Consider the following 17,290-nt stretch of genomic DNA (forward strand, 5'->3'; position numbering starts at 1 on the left):
CGCAGGAACTGGCAGCTGTTTATGACAGAGACGGACGCAGGATTATGTATGAATCTGTTCTGACGGTTATGCCAGGACAGGCAGCGATCCTGGTGAACGAAGGACAGATGACGGATATTTTTATGCCGGGCCGATATGAACTGACAACAAATAATATGCCGGTGACAACAACACTGAATCAGTGGAAATATGGTTTTCATGATACATTTATCGTGGATATTATTTTTGTCAATACCAATGAGATCATTGATATACCATGGGGAACGAGTGAACAGGTGACAGTGAAGGATGAAGTCTTTGGCCTTGTCAATGTGGGAGCGAACGGCAAGTACTCATTATCAATCACGGACCCGAAGCTTTTTGCGGAGAATCTCATGGGTGTGAAGAACCGATATACGGTGGCTGACCTGAAGCGTTTTGTGACACCGCAGATTGCCATGTATTTCAAGGAGATCGTGACAGAAAAGCAGATGGATTTCTTTGACATGCAGGGTTACTGCTATGAAGCTGCACAGATTCTGAAGGCAAAGAGTGATGATTTCTTTGGCCGTTACGGTATTCAGATGCAGAAGATGGCTGTTCAGGTGGCTTTACCGGAAACAGTGAAGAAATCCATTGATGAACGTGCTTCTCTGGGCGCCTTTGGTGGCATGGATGCCTATGCTTATAAGAGACAGGTGGATGCACAGGCAGATGCCATGGTGGCTATGGCCAAGAATCCGAATGGCGGTATGAACAGCATGGCGGGGATGGGTATGCAGATGTCTGCTGGCATGGCTTTCGGCGGCATGATGGCCGGCCAGATGAATGGCGGTGTGCAGGGACAGTCAGGTACACATAAGGAAAGTTTTGTGATTTGCCCGAAATGTGGTTCTGAAATGAAGAAGGGACTGAAATTCTGCTCTGAATGTGGTGCCTCACTGGTTGTTCAGAAGAAGAAATGCATTAAATGTGGTGCTGAGATTAATGCAGATATGAAGTTCTGTCCGGAGTGCGGAGCCAATCAGGCACAGCCTGTTTGCCCGAAATGTGGCTATAAGGCTGCGGCGGGACAGAAATTCTGCCCGGAATGCGGAACAAGCCTTTTGTAAAAGTGTTTTCGAGTCGCAGTTTTCGATGGCTGACTTTGAACAGTGCTGAATTAAAGTAGACAAATAGAGAATCTGGAGGATTTTTGAATGAGTATATATGAATCATTGAATCCTGTCCAGCAGGAAGCGGTCTATCATACAGAAGGACCGCTTCTTATTCTGGCAGGGGCCGGGTCAGGCAAGACCAGAGTGCTGACCCACAGGATTGCCTATCTGATTGATGAATGTCAGGTCAATCCATGGAATATTCTGGCCATTACATTTACGAACAAGGCCGCAGGGGAGATGCGGGAACGTGTAGATCAGATTGTGGATTTTGGCGCAGAAGATATCTGGGTCAGCACATTCCATTCTACCTGTGTGCGTATTTTGAGGCGTTATATTGACAGACTGGGATACGACAGAAGTTTTACCATCTATGATGGGGATGATCAGAAGACTGTTATCAAGGAAGTCTGCAAGAAGTTGAACATTGATACCAAGATTTATAAGGAGCGTACTTTGCTGTCAGCGATTTCATCTGCCAAGGATGAAATGATCGGGCCGAAGGAATATCTGCTCCGTTCAGAAGGTGACTATGCCAGACAGCGTATTGCCCAGGTATATGAGGAATATCAGAAACGTTTAAGGAGCAATAATGCGCTGGATTTTGACGATCTGCTTTTCAAAACCGTTGAACTTTTCAAAACCGATGCGGAAGTATTGAATTATTACCAGGATCGTTTTAAGTACATTATGGTGGATGAGTATCAGGATACGAACACGGTTCAGTTCCAGTTTGTCAGTCTGCTGGCGGCAAAGTACCGGAATCTCTGTGTGGTCGGTGATGATGATCAGTCGATTTACAAGTTCCGAGGTGCGAATATCCACAACATTCTTGATTTTGAAAAAACATTTCCGGATGCAAAGGTGATCAAGCTGGAGCAGAATTATCGTTCGACCAAAACGATCCTGGATGCTGCCAACGGTGTAATCCATCACAATCAGGGGCGTAAGGATAAGACACTTTGGACGGATAATGAACAGGGTGTACCGATTGCGCTGAATCAGTACCAGACAGAATATGAAGAGGCCATGGGAATTGTGAACGATATTGCGGCAAAGACGGAGCGCAATGAGGCTGAATACAAAGATTTTGCGGTGCTTTACAGAACAAATGCCCAGTCCCGTGTTTTAGAAGAAAAATTTGTCACACGCAACATACCATATAGAGTTGTGGGCGGTGTGAACTTCTATCAGCGCAAAGAGATCAAAGATATTCTGGCCTATTTGAAAATTATCAATAATGGTCAGGATGACGTGGCTGTGAGACGTGTGGTGAATGTACCAAAGCGCGGTATCGGTGCCACAACAGTGACAAAAGCGGCGGAGTACGCGGATCAGTGGGGAATCAGTTTGTATGAGGCCTTTAAACAGGTGGATGGTATTCCGGGTCTGGGACGGGCAGCAGCGAAAATCAATGGTTTTGTGAATCTGATACAGGTTTTCAGAACAAAGGCAGAATATATGTCCCTGGCAGAATTGTATGATGAAGTTCTGGAAGATACGGGCTATCTGAAAGAGCTTCAGGCAGAGCAGACCGATGAAGCAACAACGCGAATTGAGAACTTAGACGAACTGCGCAACAAGATTGTCGCCTATGAGGAGGAGACGGAACAGCCTTCCCTGAATGAATTGCTGGAACAGATTGCCCTTGTGGCAGATGTGGACAATATGGATGATTCGGACAACAAAGTTATTTTGATGACACTGCATAGTGCAAAAGGTCTGGAGTTTCCATATGTTTATTTGTGCGGTATGGAGGATGGTTTGTTCCCGAGTTATATGACCATTGTCAACGATGATCCTATGGAGATTGAGGAAGAACGACGTTTGTGTTATGTGGGCATTACCCGTGCCATGAAGAAGCTGACCCTCAGTTATGCGATGTGTCGAATGATGCATGGTCAGACACAGTACAATAAAATTTCCCGTTTTGTGAAAGAGATTCCGCCGCAGCTCATCGGCGGCAGTCTGCCGAGAGAGCGTTTCTCTAGAAAGGTTGAGGATGATCTGCCGTGGAATACAGGCAGTACCTCCAATGGTATCTCCGGTTTTGGCGGCGGCAGAGCCGGTACATACGGCAGTGGCAGCAGGATGGGTACAGGCGTGGGCAATCGCGGTATCAGACAAAGTCACAAATTTGATGTCAGCGCTTTTGCGAAAAAAGGCGGCGATATGAAGAAAACCGCACCGGATTACGAAGTGGGTGATACGGTTAAACATATCAAATTTGGCACCGGTGTTGTTCAGGCCATCAAGGATGGCGGCAAAGATTACGAAGTCACGGTTGATTTTCCGAAATACGGACCGAAGAAAATGTTTGCCGGATTTGCGAAGCTGAAAAAAGTCTGAAAGAGGTAGTATTTTAGAAAAAAGAGTGCTATACTATAAGCAAATCTGTTTGGTAGAAAGGATGTGCGGACGACATGAATAAGTTTGAAGAATATTTAAGCATGGCCAAGATTTCTGATTTCATTCACCGTAAGGAACTGGAAGAAGAGAAGAAGAAAACAGTTTGCCTCGTATTTGCAATTATTGCAGGAATTGCAGCAATCGCAGCAATTGCTTTCGGTATCTACAAGTATTTATCCCGCGAGGATGATGTAGATGATTTTGAAGACGACTTTGAAGATGATTTTGATGATGACTTTGAGGACGAGGAAGACGATTTTGTAAAGGAAGATGAAGCTGCGCCTGCTAAAGATGAGGAATAGTTTTATCTGAGTAGTTACAGAAATTTGTATAATTAAACAGACAGGAAAGCTGTTACAGATAAATGCTGATTTGTAACAGCTTTTTTGGGTAAAGAAAGCATTTTGCCAAACAGGATATGATTTACGAGAAGTTTTTAGAAACAGATAGGAGACGAAGATGAAAAAAGGACAGATGTGTGAAGGCATCATTGAATATATCGATTTTCCGAATAAAGGGCGTGTGAAAGTTGAAGATCAGTATGTGACAGTGAAAAATGGTATTCCCGGACAGAAGATCCGTTTTGTCATTAACAAAAAGCGCAAAGACCGCTGTGAAGGCAGATTACTGGAAGTACTGGAGAAATCTCCATTAGAAACCATTGAACCGGTCTGTCATGAATTTCCGGCCTGCGGCGGCTGCATGTATCAGACCATGAGCTATGATGAACAGCTGGAGATGAAGGCCGGCCAGGTGAAGAAGCTTCTGGATACAGCCATTAGTTCAGCTGGCCAGGTAGATGCGGAAGGAAAGCCGGATTATGTTTTTGAGGGTATTACAGGCAGTCCGAAACAGTGGGCTTACCGCAACAAAATGGAATTTTCTTTTGGAGATGATCATTTGGATGGGCCGCTGACATTGGGACTGCACAAGAAAGCCAGTACGTATGACATCCTGACAGTGGATGACTGCAAGATTGTCCATGACGATTTTACAACTGTTTTAAAAACCGTGTTGGATTATTTCACCGAGCATCCGATGCCGTATTATAAGAAAATGAAACATACCGGTTATCTCCGCCACCTTTTGGTGCGTCGTTCCGAGACAACCGGAGAGATGCTGGTACATCTGGTGACAACCAGTCAGGAAGAATGTGATCTGACAGAACTGACCCAGCGTCTTTTGGCTCTTCAGCTTGAAGGCAGGATTGTGGGAATCATGCATATCATCAACGATACACTGGCGGATGTGGTTCAGAGCGATGAGACACGCATTCTTTACGGGCAGGATTATTTTTATGAGCATATTCTTGGACTGAAATTCAAGATTTCCACATTTTCATTCTTCCAGACAAATACACTGGGGGCCGAATTGCTCTACGATATTGCCCGTTCTTATATCGGTGATACAAAAGATATGACTGTTTTCGACCTTTACAGCGGAACAGGTACCATCGCCCAGATTTTGGCAACAGTGGCAAAGAAAGTTGTCGGTGTAGAAATTGTGGAAGAAGCTGTCGAGGCAGCCAAAGTCAATGCCGGACTGAACCAGCTGGATAACTGTGAATTCATTGCCGGTGACGTTTTGAAAGTGCTGGATACCATTGAAGATAAGCCGGATTATATCGTCCTTGATCCGCCAAGAGACGGCATCCATCCAAAGGCATTGGACAAGATCATTGATTACCAGGTGCCGAATATGGTGTATATTTCCTGTAAGCCGACCAGTCTGGCCAGAGATTTGGGCGTACTGATCGAGCGAGGATATAAAGTGAAAAAGACACATTGTGTTGATATGTTCCCGGGCACGGTTCACGTGGAGACGGTAGTTCTTCTTTCCAAGGGAATGGTCGACAACAGAAAAGTGAAGGTTGATTTCTCCCTAGAGGATATGGACTTGTCTGAATTTAAAGGAAAAGCAACTTATGAGTAGATAAAAGTATATGTGTTGGAACAGACAGGGCTTAAGGTTTCCAATCTTTATATCGCACAGATTAAGAAGAAATGTGGATTGGATGTTGGTGAGAATTTTAATCTGCCTAAATCTGAGAATGCAAAACAGCCAAAGTGTACACCGGAGAAGGAAGAGGCGATTATGCAGGCGCTTAAACATTTTGGTATTATATAGTTGTGGATAAGAAACAGTGTGTGTTAATAATATAGTTTATTAGCGTAAAAGGGACATTCTAGACCTGTAAATTTTACCGGTTATGGGATGTTCTTTTTTCAGTTACAGGAGTGTCAAAGGGACAAGGTAATAATACTAAAAAAATTAAGACTGATATGAATAATATCTATCTTATCCAATCAGATGATACGAATTGATGGATATTCGGAGGCTTTTTTGATTTTTTGAAAAATATTGTATATAATGAAACAAACGTGACATACAGATGTCGTGTTGTGGATGTTAGAATATATCAGGAAGTGAAAGCGATATGAAAATAGATAGACTTATTGGGATTCTTTCTATTCTATTACAGAAAGAAAAGGTGACTGCCCCGGAACTGGCACAAGTGTTTGAAGTTTCAAAAAGAACAATTAATAGAGATATTGATGATCTTTGCAGAGCTGGAATTCCGATTGTTACATCACAGGGGACTGGTGGTGGAATCAGCATAATGGATGGATACAGAATGGATAGGACGATTCTCTCATCTAAAGATATGCAAATGATTATGGCCGGACTTCGAAGCTTGGATAGTGTGAGCGGCAGTCATTATTATGGTCAGCTTATGGAGAAAATCAAGGCTGGTTCCACAGAGTTTGTCAGTGGTTCAGAATCAATTCTTATTGACTTATCTTCCTGGAATAAGGATTCTATATCACCTAAAATCGAACTGATACAGGATGCAATTGAACTGGGAAGAATATTAAAATTTGAATATTATGCACCAAAGGGAAACTCTGAAAGAGAGATTGAGCCATACTATCTGATTTTCAAGTGGTCGAGTTGGTATGTGTATGGATACTGCCTTCTTAGAAATGATTTCAGGCTGTTCAAGCTGAATCGCATGGCAGAAATAGCACATGTAAGAAACTTTGAAAAAAGAAGCGATGTGCCAATGCCTGATTTATCAAATGAGAGAGTATTTCCTTCAAAGGGGAAAGTAAAAGCTATTTTTGATGCATCCATGAAATGGCACCTGATTGAGGAATATGGAATAGAGTCTTTCACAGAACTATCGGATGGAAAACTCCTATTTGAACACGATTATGCTGATGATGATGGACTGCTGTCCTGGATACTTACAATGATGGACAAGGTTACTGTTCTTGAACCTGATGCCATAAGGCAGAAACTATTTTGTATCGCTACAGAACTTACAAAGAAATATAGGAAGGAATAAGTGAAATGAGATTAGACGGATTTGGAATTTTTGTTGATGACATGGCTGTTATGGTCAGATTCTATCGTGATGTTCTGGGGTTTGGGATAAAGGAAGATGAGAATACTTCAAATGTCTTTCTTGAAAAGGATGGAACGCTATTTCTTTTATATCGAAAAAGTGATTTTGAAAAAATGACAAATAGGACATTCTCGTATTGTAAAGGTGTGAATGGACATTATGAGATTGCGCTCAGCGTAGATAACTATGCAGCGGTTGATAAGACCTACGCAGAAGTAATTGCAGCCGGTGCCGAAAGTATTATGGAACCAACGACAGAGCCTTGGGGTCAGAGAACTTGCTATATTGCCGATCCGGAGGGAAACCTTATTGAAATAGGATCCTTTAAGGAGGTGTGAATAAATGAAGAAATGGTATGACGAAGAGTATATTTTTACGATTGAGGTAACAGGATATCTGCGGGGAAACCACACAGAGCATTTATGCAGAAATGGGGAGGAAATCGGGGATAAGTATACCGGTACATATGGTTGCCCTGTTAATGAACAGGGGTATGGAATCTGTCAGAAAATGATGCAGATTCTTTACGGAGATATGCAGGCTGTCAGAAGTGGAGGAAATCTTGCACTGGTAGGTGGGACTGGAAACAATGAAAAGGATTACGTATGTCCGGATGGATGTGTCTGTTTTCATATGACTGCTAAAAAGACTGGCGCTGAGAATTTTTATACCGGCAAGTATTATGAGGAGTAAATGAGAAGTATATGGCATTTAACTTTAAGAAAGCGTATAAGGAATTTTACATGCCTAAGAATACACCGGAGATTGTGACGGTTCCGAAGGCAAATTATATTGCAGTAAGAGGAAAGGGGAATCCAAATTGAGGAAGGCGGGGCATATCAGCAGGCTGTGGGAATTCTCTATGCGATTGCCTATACTTTGAAGATGAGTTATAAGTCAGATTATAAGATAGAAGGCTTCTTTGAGTATGTGGTTCCTCCGCTGGAAGGTTTTTGGTGGCAGGATGGTGTAGATGGCTGTGACTATAGCAGTAAAGTGGAATTTAACTGGATATCGGTAATCAGACTGCCTGATTTTGTGACAAAAGAGGATTTTGTCTGGGCGGTAAAAACCGCATCTGCAAAGAAGAAAATAGATTGTTCTAAGGCAGAATATTTGACTGTGGAAGAAGGCTTATGTGTTCAGATTATGCATCATGGGCCTTTTGATGATGAGCCTGCAACAGTTGCTATTATGAATCAATATATCCAAGAGAACGGATATAGAAATGATTTTAGTAATGGCAGACTGCATCACGAAATCTATATGTCTGATGCAAGAAAGGTCACTCCGGAAAAATGGAAGACTGTAATTAGACATCCAATATGTAAATTGTAAGGAAAAGTTAAAGGTTTTGCATGAGGTGGTATTGTATAGGTCGGAGATGGCAGAAATGATTATTGATGAAAGTATTGGGATAATATAGTGAGTAAAATCAAGGAGTGAGAAAAAACAAATGGAATTTATACAAGTTACAAAAGAGAATTTGGAGAAAGAACATATCTGTTGCGCTATTTCCAATAATAAAGACATACAGGTTTCATCAAAAAAATCCTGGCTGGCGGAAAGATTTGATGAAGGGCTTGTGTTTCTGAAGAGTGTGGAGCGTGGAAAGTGTTTTATCGAGTATATTCCCGCAGAGTATGCATGGAATCCAATAGATGCAGAGGGATATATGTATATTGATTGCCTGTGGGTTGCAGGTTCTTTTAAAGGGCACGGATACGCAAGTGAATTACTTAATTTTTGTATAGAGGATAGTAAACAGAAAGGGAAAAAGGGACTTTGTATTTTAGCGTGTGGTAAAAAGAAACCATTTCTTGCAGATCCTAAGTTCTTAAGTTATAAAGGATTTGAACCATGTGATGAGGCAGATAATGGGGTACAGCTTTGGTATCTGCCATTTGAAAAAGAAGCAGGGCGGCCAAGGTTTAAGGAAATTGCCAGGTATCCGTATATCGATGAAAAAGGGTATGTTCTTTTCTACACTTGTCAGTGTCCATATAATGCAAAGTATGTCCCTGTTTTAGAGAATCTTGCAAAAGAAAAAGATATTAAATTTAAGGCAGTTCATATAAAGAGCAGAGAAGAAGCCCAGAATGTACCAACACCGATTACAACATATGCATTGTTTTGTGATGGTAAGTATGTTACAAATGAGCAGATGAATGATAAAAGATTTCTTAAAATGATATCAAAATAATGTGAATCGAATTATGGCATTAAGTAAAGAATATTTAAAGTATATGTTGGAACTGCTAATGGGATTTGGATTGGATTGATTGCAGTAATAAAGCTAATCAATATTATTTCTGGATTTGTGGTGCAGAAGCATCATAAGGAGTCAAAGCGACGAAATAGATTGATCTGTTTAGACTGGACAAATAAAGCCAAGAAATGTCGGGAAAAAGTAATTTCTATGAGATAAGATAGTTTCAGAGCAAGCGAAGGGAGAAAAGAACCATGGAATGGATGGCAATTATCGGTGATTCGATTCAGTACATTGAGGATCATATATCAGAGGATATTTCAGCTGAGAACGTTGCAAAAGCAGTCGGAGTTTCACCTTTCTATTTTCAGAAGGGGTTTGCAATGCTTTGTGGTTTCAGTGTGGCTGAGTATATTCGTAACAGAAGGCTTGCCCTTGCCGGCAATGATCTGTTGATTACTGATGAGAAGGTTATTGATATTGCTATGAAGTATGGGTATGACTCTCCGGATAGTTTTACCAAAGCATTTACCAGATTCCATGGTGTATCGCCTTCATCCGTGCGCAAGGATGAGGTACTATTAAAAACCTTTGCTCCGCTGAAACTAAAAATATCATTAGAGGGAGGCTATCTCATGGATTACAAGATTATCAAAAAAGAGGCTTTTACTGTTATTGCAAATGCGAAGACTTTTCCTTATGAAGGAGCCAAAGAAGTTGTGCCTCAGTTCTGGCAGGAACATTTTCAGGCAGGAATGGGTCAGTATGTAATGGGTGTGTATGGAATTAATATTGATCTCGAAATGGGTCAGGAGAATTTTGAGTACCTCATTGCAGATCCATACAATCCGCAGAAGGATGTGCCGGAAGGTCTTGTTACAAGAACAATACCTGCATTTGATTGGGCAGTATTTCCTTGCAAGGGAGCAATGCCAAATGCTCTTCAGGACGTTAATACGAAGATTTACACAGAATGGCTGCCTGCTCTTAAAGAGTATGAGTTTGCTGCCGGATACTGCGTAGAATATTATGATGATCCAACAAAGTATGAGAAGGGAACACAGGATGAGAATTACTATTGTGAGATTTGGATTCCTGTGAAGAAGAAATAAGAAGTTATTGATACACGTAAAATAGTCATAGATTAAGCAAGCCGCATTGGAATAATCCTATGTGGCTTGTTTGTATAATGAACCCATAAATTAAGACAAAAAAATCATTGTTTCTAAGTTGGATTTCCCGTATGATTTTTATAACGAAAGGAGTCCAACTATGGCAAGACAACAACATTCACCAGAGGAAAAATCCAAACTTGTCCTTGAAGCAATTCGAGGTGAGCGTACCATTAATGAGATTGCTGCTGAGAACAATATTCATCCAAACATGCTTTCAAAGTGGAAGCGAGAAGCGGAAACCCAACTGTATACACTGTTCCAGAACAACTCATCAAAAGAACGTAAGGCTCAAAAAGCACGCGAAGCCGAGATCAACGATTTGTATGCTCAGATTGGCAAACTCACCACTCAGAATGAGTGGTTGAAAAAAAATCTGGTTTCTAAGCTTAGCGTACCGGAACACCGCCTGCTTGTGGATATGAACGGATCGACTCTTCCGATTTCCGTACAAGCCAGCCTTTTGGAACTTAATAGAAGCGGGCTCTATTATCAGCCGGCTCCACATTCTACAGAGGATTTGTACATAAAGCAGATGATTGACAAAATCTATACCCGATACCCGATGTATGGATACCGCCGCATTTGCTGGTATCTTAACGAAAAAGAGCATTATCTGATCAATCACAAAGATTGGCAGCTGAGTGACACCATGGAAATAGGATTTGTTCCGGATACCAGCCACAAAGCATTGAAGGTATCCAAACCTGAGATCATGAATTCTGATCAGGGAAGTCATTTTACGAGCCCAAAATTCACACAGATTTTTCTGGATGCCGGATCAAAAATCAGTATGGATCACCGTGGTCGCGCTTACGATAATATCTTCGTTGAAAGGCTCTGGAGAACCGTAAAATATGAGGATGTGTATCCAAATGCATATGAGACACCCAGAGATGCACGTATCGGTATTAATAATTACATGAACTTTTATAATCATGAGCGTCCGCACTCACGGCTAAAAAATCGCACGCCAAAGGAAGTCTACTGGGACAGGTAATTATCCTGTCTCTCCCTTCCCAGAAGGGTAAGCGCGGATATATGAGCTGTAAAGGGTTCCTTCGGAAGCTGCTCTGCAGCACACCCTTGACAGCTCATATATCCACACTTAGTGGGTAAACAAGGGAGAAAAGGATGGGATTATCCCTTCCGAAATCCAACTTATTTTTTTAAAAAAGTGTCTTGACAAATGGGTTCACTTTAGATGGAAGTGGAAGCGTAAACAGAATATGGATATGAGGGGATACCCGGAGCCGACTTTAAAGGTTGGTTCCGGGTGATTATATGTTTTGCTGGAAGTTTAACTCATGCGTATGTGGTTCTTTCTATTTTGATACGAGGATGGCAAATAATTAAACTATTTTATCGAAAAGTAGTATGACATCTTTAAGCACGACCTTGTTTCCGGGAGCTTTATCCCTCCGGCAGATATTCGCCAACTTCGGGATTTGGTACGCTATCGTTGGAAGCTCACCAACTTCACTACCGGCGAGAAAAACCGAGCATAGAACTGCCTGACCGTCTCCAATATTAAGCTGGATGATGTATTTTCGGACGTGTTTGGAAAGGCCGCTTCTGCAATTACGAAACGGCTTCTTGAAAATCCAACCGAGAAAATTACAGATGTTTCTGTTTTCCGAACGAAGGGAATGAAAGCTACGGACGAGGACGTCCTTGCTGCTGTAGACGGAGAGATGTGCGCCGAACAAGCTGAAAAGCTCCGCATCATCCGCTCTCACATGGACAGCCTTGAAATGTGCAAGGCCAATCTGGAGTCGCTGATTCTGACAACTGCTGAGAAGTATCTTCCTCAACTCAACCTTGTTATGACAGTGCCGGGTATCCGATCCTTTGCCGCTATTGTTGCATGGATGAGAGATGGTTGCAAGGCGATGGTTGGTTTGACGGTTACTCAAGAAGTAGGGTTCAGGTAGGATTTGATTGAAAAAATCATTTAGGGTGCTTGACAAAGCTCTAAATCGAGTCTATTATATAAATTGAATTATATAAAATAATTTCTGTAATTCGGGGGAGGAAACTAAAATGGCAAGAAAAACGCAGATTTCCAAAGAAGTTATTTTAGAAGCGGCATTAAAAATGCTGATCCGTGATGGGTATTCCGCAATCAATATCAAGACCTTATCAAAGGAAATCGGCTGCTCTACACAGCCCCTGGTATGGCACTTTGATAACATGGAGGGACTCCGTAAGGCGTTAGCCGATCACGCGCTGAAATACGCGAACAGCAAAATGCGCCCCTCAGCCAGTGAGTCAGTCAATGCTTTTGAGCAGGTAGGACAAGCCTATATAAAAATGGCGTTGTATGAACCTAATCTTTTTCAATTTGTATTTTTGAATGGGAGTGACTGCTATCCTGTGGGAGATTCTGATGTGATTCTTGACGATAAAGATAACCGTGAGCTGATCAAAATGATAGCGGCGGAATTTCAGATATCAGAGAAAAGCGCAGAGCAGTATGTTCGAAACACTGTAATATATACACATGGGATCGCTTCCTTCTTAGCAACCGGTATGATGCACTTATCGGAGGGAGAAATCATGAGCATGATACATCAGGCAGGTAATAGTTTCCTCAAGCAGGCAGGGATTCCGGAGGATAGAATTCCGAATCCATGAAGCACAAGGTGCAGTACAATGCGAAAAAGAGCTATTATTTGGAGTGCCTTGTTTGCGGCAGAGCTTTTAGCGGTACTGTTCCATATGAATATTCGGAACGCTTCACGAGAATACAAACAAGATAGAAACCGAATCAGGGAGGACGCTGTCATGCTGACAAAAGAACGAAAGAAACAACTGGATACAGATTTGTGGATCATCGCCGGTGTGTCCATTCTGGTTCTTGTCATCTATACCGTTTTCGGCAGGGAGATCGACAACATCGCCGTCGACACCGAGATCCCGATTGTGCTGCGTACCGGATCTCCTGTATAACCTCTTTGCGGGAAATGTGCACACATGGCTTCCCTTTTCTGCTGTGCAAACGACGGCGGAGGCGATTGAGAGCGGTTTTCCGGAGAACGCTCTTGCCATGCTGCTCACCGCGCTTTTCTGGGGCTTTTTTGAGGGCTTCAATTATGTGGTGATTTTCGATAAAATCGGCGAGCGCTATCCGTCCAAAAACAGGCTGTGGGATTGGGGCGCTTTCGTCTGCGCAGTCATGTGTATTCTGATACATGGAGCCGTGGGTGTGACGCCGGGCGCGGTGGCAGAGATGCTGTGTACTCTCTTTTTGATCTATGGAATGCTGATCGTCCGAAAAGCCACCGGAAACGCTTGGGGTTGTGTACTGATCTTCGTGTTATATTGGAACGCGCTATAGGAGATACAAAACAGTGAATTGGACGATTTATGGAATGGAATGTGTTGGGGCGCTGATCCTGTTCACCTGCCTGATCATGATCTCGCTGTGCAAAAATCCAGTTTGGTGGATCCACGATTACCCCAAGGACATTCAGGAAAAATATTTTGAAACCCATGAGCGCATTCCCACCGAGGTGCTCAGTGCCCCGGTGTTCTTGAAAAAGGGCTTTGCAGTGTTGCTGGCTTTATCCATTCTGACGGCATTGGCGCTTGCGGCAGGAGCGACGGATTTCAAGACCGGCTTCCTGTACGCATACGGTCTATGGCTGCTGGTGGACTGGTACGACTGCTTTTTCCTGGACTGGGTGCTGTTTGCCAACGTCAAGCGCATCCGTTTGCCGGGAACGGAGCACATGGACAAGGCGTATCACCAGAAGAAGTATCATGTAGTGCGCTCGGTGATCGGCATGGCGCTTGGTCTCGTTCCCTGCTTGCTGTGCGCCCTGATTGTGGCGGTGCTGGGATAGAGAACGAACAGGGCTTTCTGTTTGTCGGATGAGATTGGAGAAATAGCTTTGATGTTTTGTACGGGAGGTGACAATATGGGACAGATAGCAAATCGGATGTTAATTGAAGCCATTTTTAAGGCAAAGGAAAAGCTAAAAGAAAAAAGAAAAACGAAAATCGAAAACAGTCAGAAAATGATGGAAAACAGAAGAAATAGATTGTCAAAATCAAAGGAAAAATGATTGTGAATAAGCTGTGGAGTAGAAAGGAAATGTTTATTATGACACCGCTTTATGCAATTTCAGCAGTATGTTTTTGGGTAACCGCACTGTAAAAAAGCAATTTCCCATTTAAGGAAGGAGATGCGTTCATGATTGGAATCTATTTTAGCGGAACTGGAAATACAAAACATTGTGTCGAAAAGTTAGTCAAACTGTTGGACGCGTCTGCGCAGAGTTTTTCGTTGGAACATACACAGATGATTCAAATATTGGAAGAGCATGACATCATTGTGCTGGGCTACCCGACGCAGTTTTCCAATGCCCCTATCATAGTGCGTGATTTTATTAAAAATCATTCTTCTCTATGGAATGGGAAAAAGGTCTTTTGCGTCAATACGATGGGGCTTTTCAGCGGTGATGGAACAGGATGTACGGCTCGAATTTTAAGAAAACGCGGGGCGACAATACTCGGCGGTTTGCAGATCAAAATGCCGGATTCCGTCTGCGACAGCAAACTGTTGAAGAAAACGCCGGAGGAAAACCGGGAGATCGTCCGTCAGGCTGACCAAAAGATAGAAGCTGCCGCACGGCAGATCAAGCAAGGAAACTATCCCCAGGACGGGCTGTCATTCTTTTCCACCTGAAGGGACTTTTTGGACAGCGGCTGTGGTTTTACGGCAAGACGGCGGGATACACAGACAAGCTGAAAATCAGCGAAAAATGCGTGGGCTGCGGGCTGTGCGTCTCTTTATGCCCCACGAAAAATCTCTCCCTGCGAGACGGGAAAGCCACCGCGGAAGACCGGTGTACCATGTGTTACCGCTGTATCAGCCGCTGTCCCCAAAAGGCCATCACGCTACTCGGGGACGAGGTAATAGAGCAGTGCCGGTTTGAAAAATACGGCTCTGGGGAGTGAAAGTGCATGAGGGCGGAAAGCGGCTTTATGGATAGAGAAATTGGGATGGTAGATGCGTTTTCGGATGAGGGCAATGAAAAGCCGGGGTGTTTGCAATTTCAAGAGATGAGTGGCTCACCGGAAAATCAAAATTTGCGAGGATATGAAAATGGAGTATAGAACAATATCCGTGGATGAAGCAGAACAATTCTGGAGTTTGATGAACCAATTGGATTACTATATGGCAAGGGTAAGATAAATTCTCGTTTACACGACAATGACTTACGATATAAGCAGATACTAAAATGATAAACGCGCCCCGATGGGCAAGGAAGGAGTATATGAAAATGATCGTTTCGGAAAAAGAGCTTTGTATATCGAACGAAGCGGACTCGTCTTCCTCGGTGAGACATAGAAAGGCGATAATCGCGCTTCTTGTTATTGCGGCTGTGCTGATTGCAGCCCTTGCGGGGGCGTGGACCATGTTCGGCACCCAACTCACGGCGGCCATGACCATCGAGAAGCTGGATGATCATCTGTGGTCTATGGAATATAAGGGAGATTATGGCTTCGATGGATTTCTGGAGCAGGGCGGGGCAAAAAGCGACGCCGAGATGGGAGACTACATCGCCTCCTATCTCTCCCACGGCTTTTGGAAGCCGGACACCTCCACCGCCGTCGGAAACTATGGCTGCTCCACCATCGCGGTGACAAGTCCCGACGGTGCGACCCTCTTTGGTCGGAACTTCGACTGGGAGGAATGTGACAAAATGCTGGTACATACCATCCCCCAAAATGGTTATGAGTCCATCGCCACCTGCAATTTGGACTTCCTGGGCTTTGGGGAGGACGGGAAGCCCGATGGAAGCATGGGCGATAAGTTCATGGCGCTGGCTTCCGTCTACGCTATCCTGGACGGCATGAACGAAAAGGGTCTGTGCGTGGCTGATCTCATGGTGAGCCACGAGGAGGGTGTCGACCAGAATACCGATAAGCCCGACATTACCATTGTCTCCGGTCTGCGGCTGCTGCTGGACAAGGCGGCGAATGTAGAGGAAGCGTTGGAATTGCTTTCGCAGTATGATATGCACTTTTCTCTGGGCCGGGCGCAGCACTTCTCCCTCTCCGACGCCACTGGGCGGAGCGTGGCGGTGGAGTGGAAAAACGGCGAGATGGTAGTGACCGACACCCCGGTGGTGACCAACTTCTATCTCTACGGGGACGACGGCACCTCCGGCAGCGGCCAGTCCTATGTGCGTTTTAACACGCTCACCCAGCGGCGGAATGCGGCAAAGGGTGTAATGACCGCCGAGGACGTTCGCGCCGCCCTGGCGGCTGTGGCGCAGAGCAACTTCCCCGGCGAGAACGGCGGAGAGAAAACCTGCTGGAGCTGCGTCTATGACCAGCTGGAATTGACCGCCACCTTCTACGACACCGAGGACTGGGCGCATCCCTACACCCTCTCCCTGGGACAAAAGGATTGGTGCAAAAAGGGAGAGTGAGGAAGTATGAACGAGAAAACATATTCGACACCATTGGGCAAAATCCATTATTGGGTGCATCTGATTTCACCGGACGGGGTAACGTTGGTGTTTCTGCCCGGTCTGACGGCGGATCACCGGTTGTTTGAGAAACAAATCGTGTATTTTGAGGGGAAATACAATGTCCTTGTGTGGGACGCCCCCGGCCACGCCGCCTCCTGGCCCTTTGCCTTTGCCTTCGATTTGATGGACAAGGCAAGGTGGCTGGACGGAATTCTGGAGCAGGAGGGGATCACAAAACCCGTTATCGTGGGGCAGTCTATGGGCGGCTATGTGGGACAGGCGTATGCGCAAACTTACCACGAAAAGCTGAAGGGCTTTGTGTCCATCGACTCCGCGCCGCTGCAACGAAAGTATATGACAAAGCCGGAGCTTTGGCTGCTGAAACGAATGGAGCCAGTCTATCGCTACTATCCGTGGAAGGCCCTCTTAAAGTCCGGGACAAAGGGCGTTGCCCTGTCGGAATACGG

At 44.1% G+C, this 17,290-nt stretch carries 20 protein-coding genes and 2 pseudogenes; all 22 read left to right on the forward strand.

The features are described from left to right. Window positions 1-1,091 (forward strand): SPFH domain-containing protein (locus WMO25_RS05465; RefSeq protein ID WP_349084492.1); only part of this gene is annotated, 1,091 nt, incomplete at its 5' end. 87 nt (window positions 1,092-1,178) lie between these two features. Then, complete coding sequence (pcrA, locus tag WMO25_RS05470; RefSeq protein ID WP_349084494.1) at window positions 1,179-3,485, forward strand: DNA helicase PcrA; 2,307 nt, start codon at window positions 1,179-1,181, stop codon at window positions 3,483-3,485. A gap of 74 nt (window positions 3,486-3,559) precedes the next feature. Further along, complete coding sequence (locus WMO25_RS05475) at window positions 3,560-3,847, forward strand: DUF4366 domain-containing protein (RefSeq protein ID WP_349084496.1); 288 nt, start codon at window positions 3,560-3,562, stop codon at window positions 3,845-3,847. A 157-nt stretch (window positions 3,848-4,004) separates the two neighbouring features. Beyond that, window positions 4,005-5,477, forward strand: coding sequence for a 23S rRNA (uracil(1939)-C(5))-methyltransferase RlmD (rlmD, locus tag WMO25_RS05480; RefSeq protein WP_349084497.1), 1,473 nt, complete (start codon window positions 4,005-4,007; stop codon window positions 5,475-5,477). 12 nt (window positions 5,478-5,489) lie between these two features. After that, window positions 5,490-5,672 (forward strand): RNA methyltransferase, encoded by a 183-nt coding sequence (locus WMO25_RS05485; protein ID WP_349084499.1) that lies wholly within the window; start codon window positions 5,490-5,492, stop codon window positions 5,670-5,672. A gap of 310 nt (window positions 5,673-5,982) precedes the next feature. After that, complete coding sequence (locus WMO25_RS05490; protein WP_349084500.1) at window positions 5,983-6,894, forward strand: helix-turn-helix transcriptional regulator; 912 nt, start codon at window positions 5,983-5,985, stop codon at window positions 6,892-6,894. Window positions 6,895-6,899: 5 nt separating this feature from the next. After that, window positions 6,900-7,292, forward strand: a complete 393-nt coding sequence (locus WMO25_RS05495; protein ID WP_349084501.1) for a VOC family protein — start codon at window positions 6,900-6,902, stop codon at window positions 7,290-7,292. 4 nt (window positions 7,293-7,296) lie between these two features. After that, window positions 7,297-7,647, forward strand: coding sequence for a TIGR04076 family protein (locus WMO25_RS05500; protein WP_349084503.1), 351 nt, complete (start codon window positions 7,297-7,299; stop codon window positions 7,645-7,647). Window positions 7,648-7,658: 11 nt separating this feature from the next. Beyond that, window positions 7,659-8,292 (forward strand): annotated as a pseudogene (locus WMO25_RS05505) (GyrI-like domain-containing protein). A 118-nt stretch (window positions 8,293-8,410) separates the two neighbouring features. Then, window positions 8,411-9,157 (forward strand): N-acetyltransferase, encoded by a 747-nt coding sequence (locus tag WMO25_RS05510; RefSeq protein WP_349084505.1) that lies wholly within the window; start codon window positions 8,411-8,413, stop codon window positions 9,155-9,157. 260 nt (window positions 9,158-9,417) lie between these two features. Next, window positions 9,418-10,275: an AraC family transcriptional regulator gene (locus WMO25_RS05515; protein ID WP_349084506.1), complete on the forward strand. Its 858-nt coding sequence runs from the start codon at window positions 9,418-9,420 to the stop codon at window positions 10,273-10,275. Between the two features lie 160 nt (window positions 10,276-10,435). Then, complete coding sequence (locus tag WMO25_RS05520) at window positions 10,436-11,335, forward strand: integrase core domain-containing protein (RefSeq protein WP_349084507.1); 900 nt, start codon at window positions 10,436-10,438, stop codon at window positions 11,333-11,335. Between the two features lie 556 nt (window positions 11,336-11,891). Further along, window positions 11,892-12,269: a hypothetical protein gene (locus tag WMO25_RS05525; protein ID WP_349084509.1), complete on the forward strand. Its 378-nt coding sequence runs from the start codon at window positions 11,892-11,894 to the stop codon at window positions 12,267-12,269. A gap of 109 nt (window positions 12,270-12,378) precedes the next feature. After that, the gene (locus tag WMO25_RS05530; protein ID WP_337640942.1) at window positions 12,379-12,972 is read left to right on the forward strand and encodes a TetR/AcrR family transcriptional regulator; all 594 of its coding nucleotides are present in this window, start codon (window positions 12,379-12,381) and stop codon (window positions 12,970-12,972) included. A gap of 150 nt (window positions 12,973-13,122) precedes the next feature. Further along, the gene (locus WMO25_RS05535; protein WP_349084511.1) at window positions 13,123-13,287 is read left to right on the forward strand and encodes a hypothetical protein; all 165 of its coding nucleotides are present in this window, start codon (window positions 13,123-13,125) and stop codon (window positions 13,285-13,287) included. Between the two features lie 43 nt (window positions 13,288-13,330). Beyond that, window positions 13,331-13,675, forward strand: coding sequence for a hypothetical protein (locus tag WMO25_RS05540; protein ID WP_349084513.1), 345 nt, complete (start codon window positions 13,331-13,333; stop codon window positions 13,673-13,675). 13 nt (window positions 13,676-13,688) lie between these two features. Continuing rightward, a complete protein-coding gene (locus WMO25_RS05545) occupies window positions 13,689-14,183 on the forward strand; it encodes a hypothetical protein (protein WP_349084515.1) in 495 nt (164 codons plus the stop codon). 21 nt (window positions 14,184-14,204) lie between these two features. Continuing rightward, a complete protein-coding gene (locus WMO25_RS05550) occupies window positions 14,205-14,405 on the forward strand; it encodes a hypothetical protein (protein ID WP_349084517.1) in 201 nt (66 codons plus the stop codon). A 128-nt stretch (window positions 14,406-14,533) separates the two neighbouring features. Beyond that, a pseudogene (locus WMO25_RS05555) lies at window positions 14,534-15,300 on the forward strand (EFR1 family ferrodoxin). A 27-nt stretch (window positions 15,301-15,327) separates the two neighbouring features. Further along, window positions 15,328-15,459: a hypothetical protein gene (locus tag WMO25_RS05560; protein WP_349084518.1), complete on the forward strand. Its 132-nt coding sequence runs from the start codon at window positions 15,328-15,330 to the stop codon at window positions 15,457-15,459. Between the two features lie 161 nt (window positions 15,460-15,620). After that, complete coding sequence (locus tag WMO25_RS05565) at window positions 15,621-16,781, forward strand: linear amide C-N hydrolase (RefSeq protein WP_349084520.1); 1,161 nt, start codon at window positions 15,621-15,623, stop codon at window positions 16,779-16,781. 6 nt (window positions 16,782-16,787) lie between these two features. Further along, a partial coding sequence (locus WMO25_RS05570; RefSeq protein WP_349084522.1) for an alpha/beta fold hydrolase occupies window positions 16,788-17,290 on the forward strand: 503 nt, incomplete at its 3' end.

It is taken from the genome of Coprococcus intestinihominis, from assembly GCF_040096555.1.
In the GTDB taxonomy this organism is placed as follows: Bacteria; Bacillota; Clostridia; order Lachnospirales; family Lachnospiraceae; genus Coprococcus_A; species Coprococcus_A intestinihominis.

Coding starts and splice junctions, on each gene's coding strand:
- WMO25_RS05560 (WP_349084518.1), top strand. CDS start 15,328: ATGGATAGAGAAATTGGGATGGTAGATGCGTTTTCGGATGAGGGCAAT.
- WMO25_RS05565 (WP_349084520.1), top strand. CDS start 15,621: ATGAAAATGATCGTTTCGGAAAAAGAGCTTTGTATATCGAACGAAGCG.
- WMO25_RS05530 (WP_337640942.1), top strand. CDS start 12,379: ATGGCAAGAAAAACGCAGATTTCCAAAGAAGTTATTTTAGAAGCGGCA.
- WMO25_RS05495 (WP_349084501.1), top strand. CDS start 6,900: ATGAGATTAGACGGATTTGGAATTTTTGTTGATGACATGGCTGTTATG.
- WMO25_RS05510 (WP_349084505.1), top strand. CDS start 8,411: ATGGAATTTATACAAGTTACAAAAGAGAATTTGGAGAAAGAACATATC.
- WMO25_RS05535 (WP_349084511.1), top strand. CDS start 13,123: ATGCTGACAAAAGAACGAAAGAAACAACTGGATACAGATTTGTGGATC.
- WMO25_RS05520 (WP_349084507.1), top strand. CDS start 10,436: ATGGCAAGACAACAACATTCACCAGAGGAAAAATCCAAACTTGTCCTT.
- WMO25_RS05500 (WP_349084503.1), top strand. CDS start 7,297: ATGAAGAAATGGTATGACGAAGAGTATATTTTTACGATTGAGGTAACA.
- WMO25_RS05475 (WP_349084496.1), top strand. CDS start 3,560: ATGAATAAGTTTGAAGAATATTTAAGCATGGCCAAGATTTCTGATTTC.
- WMO25_RS05490 (WP_349084500.1), top strand. CDS start 5,983: ATGAAAATAGATAGACTTATTGGGATTCTTTCTATTCTATTACAGAAA.
- WMO25_RS05515 (WP_349084506.1), top strand. CDS start 9,418: ATGGAATGGATGGCAATTATCGGTGATTCGATTCAGTACATTGAGGAT.
- rlmD (WP_349084497.1), top strand. CDS start 4,005: ATGAAAAAAGGACAGATGTGTGAAGGCATCATTGAATATATCGATTTT.
- pcrA (WP_349084494.1), top strand. CDS start 1,179: ATGAGTATATATGAATCATTGAATCCTGTCCAGCAGGAAGCGGTCTAT.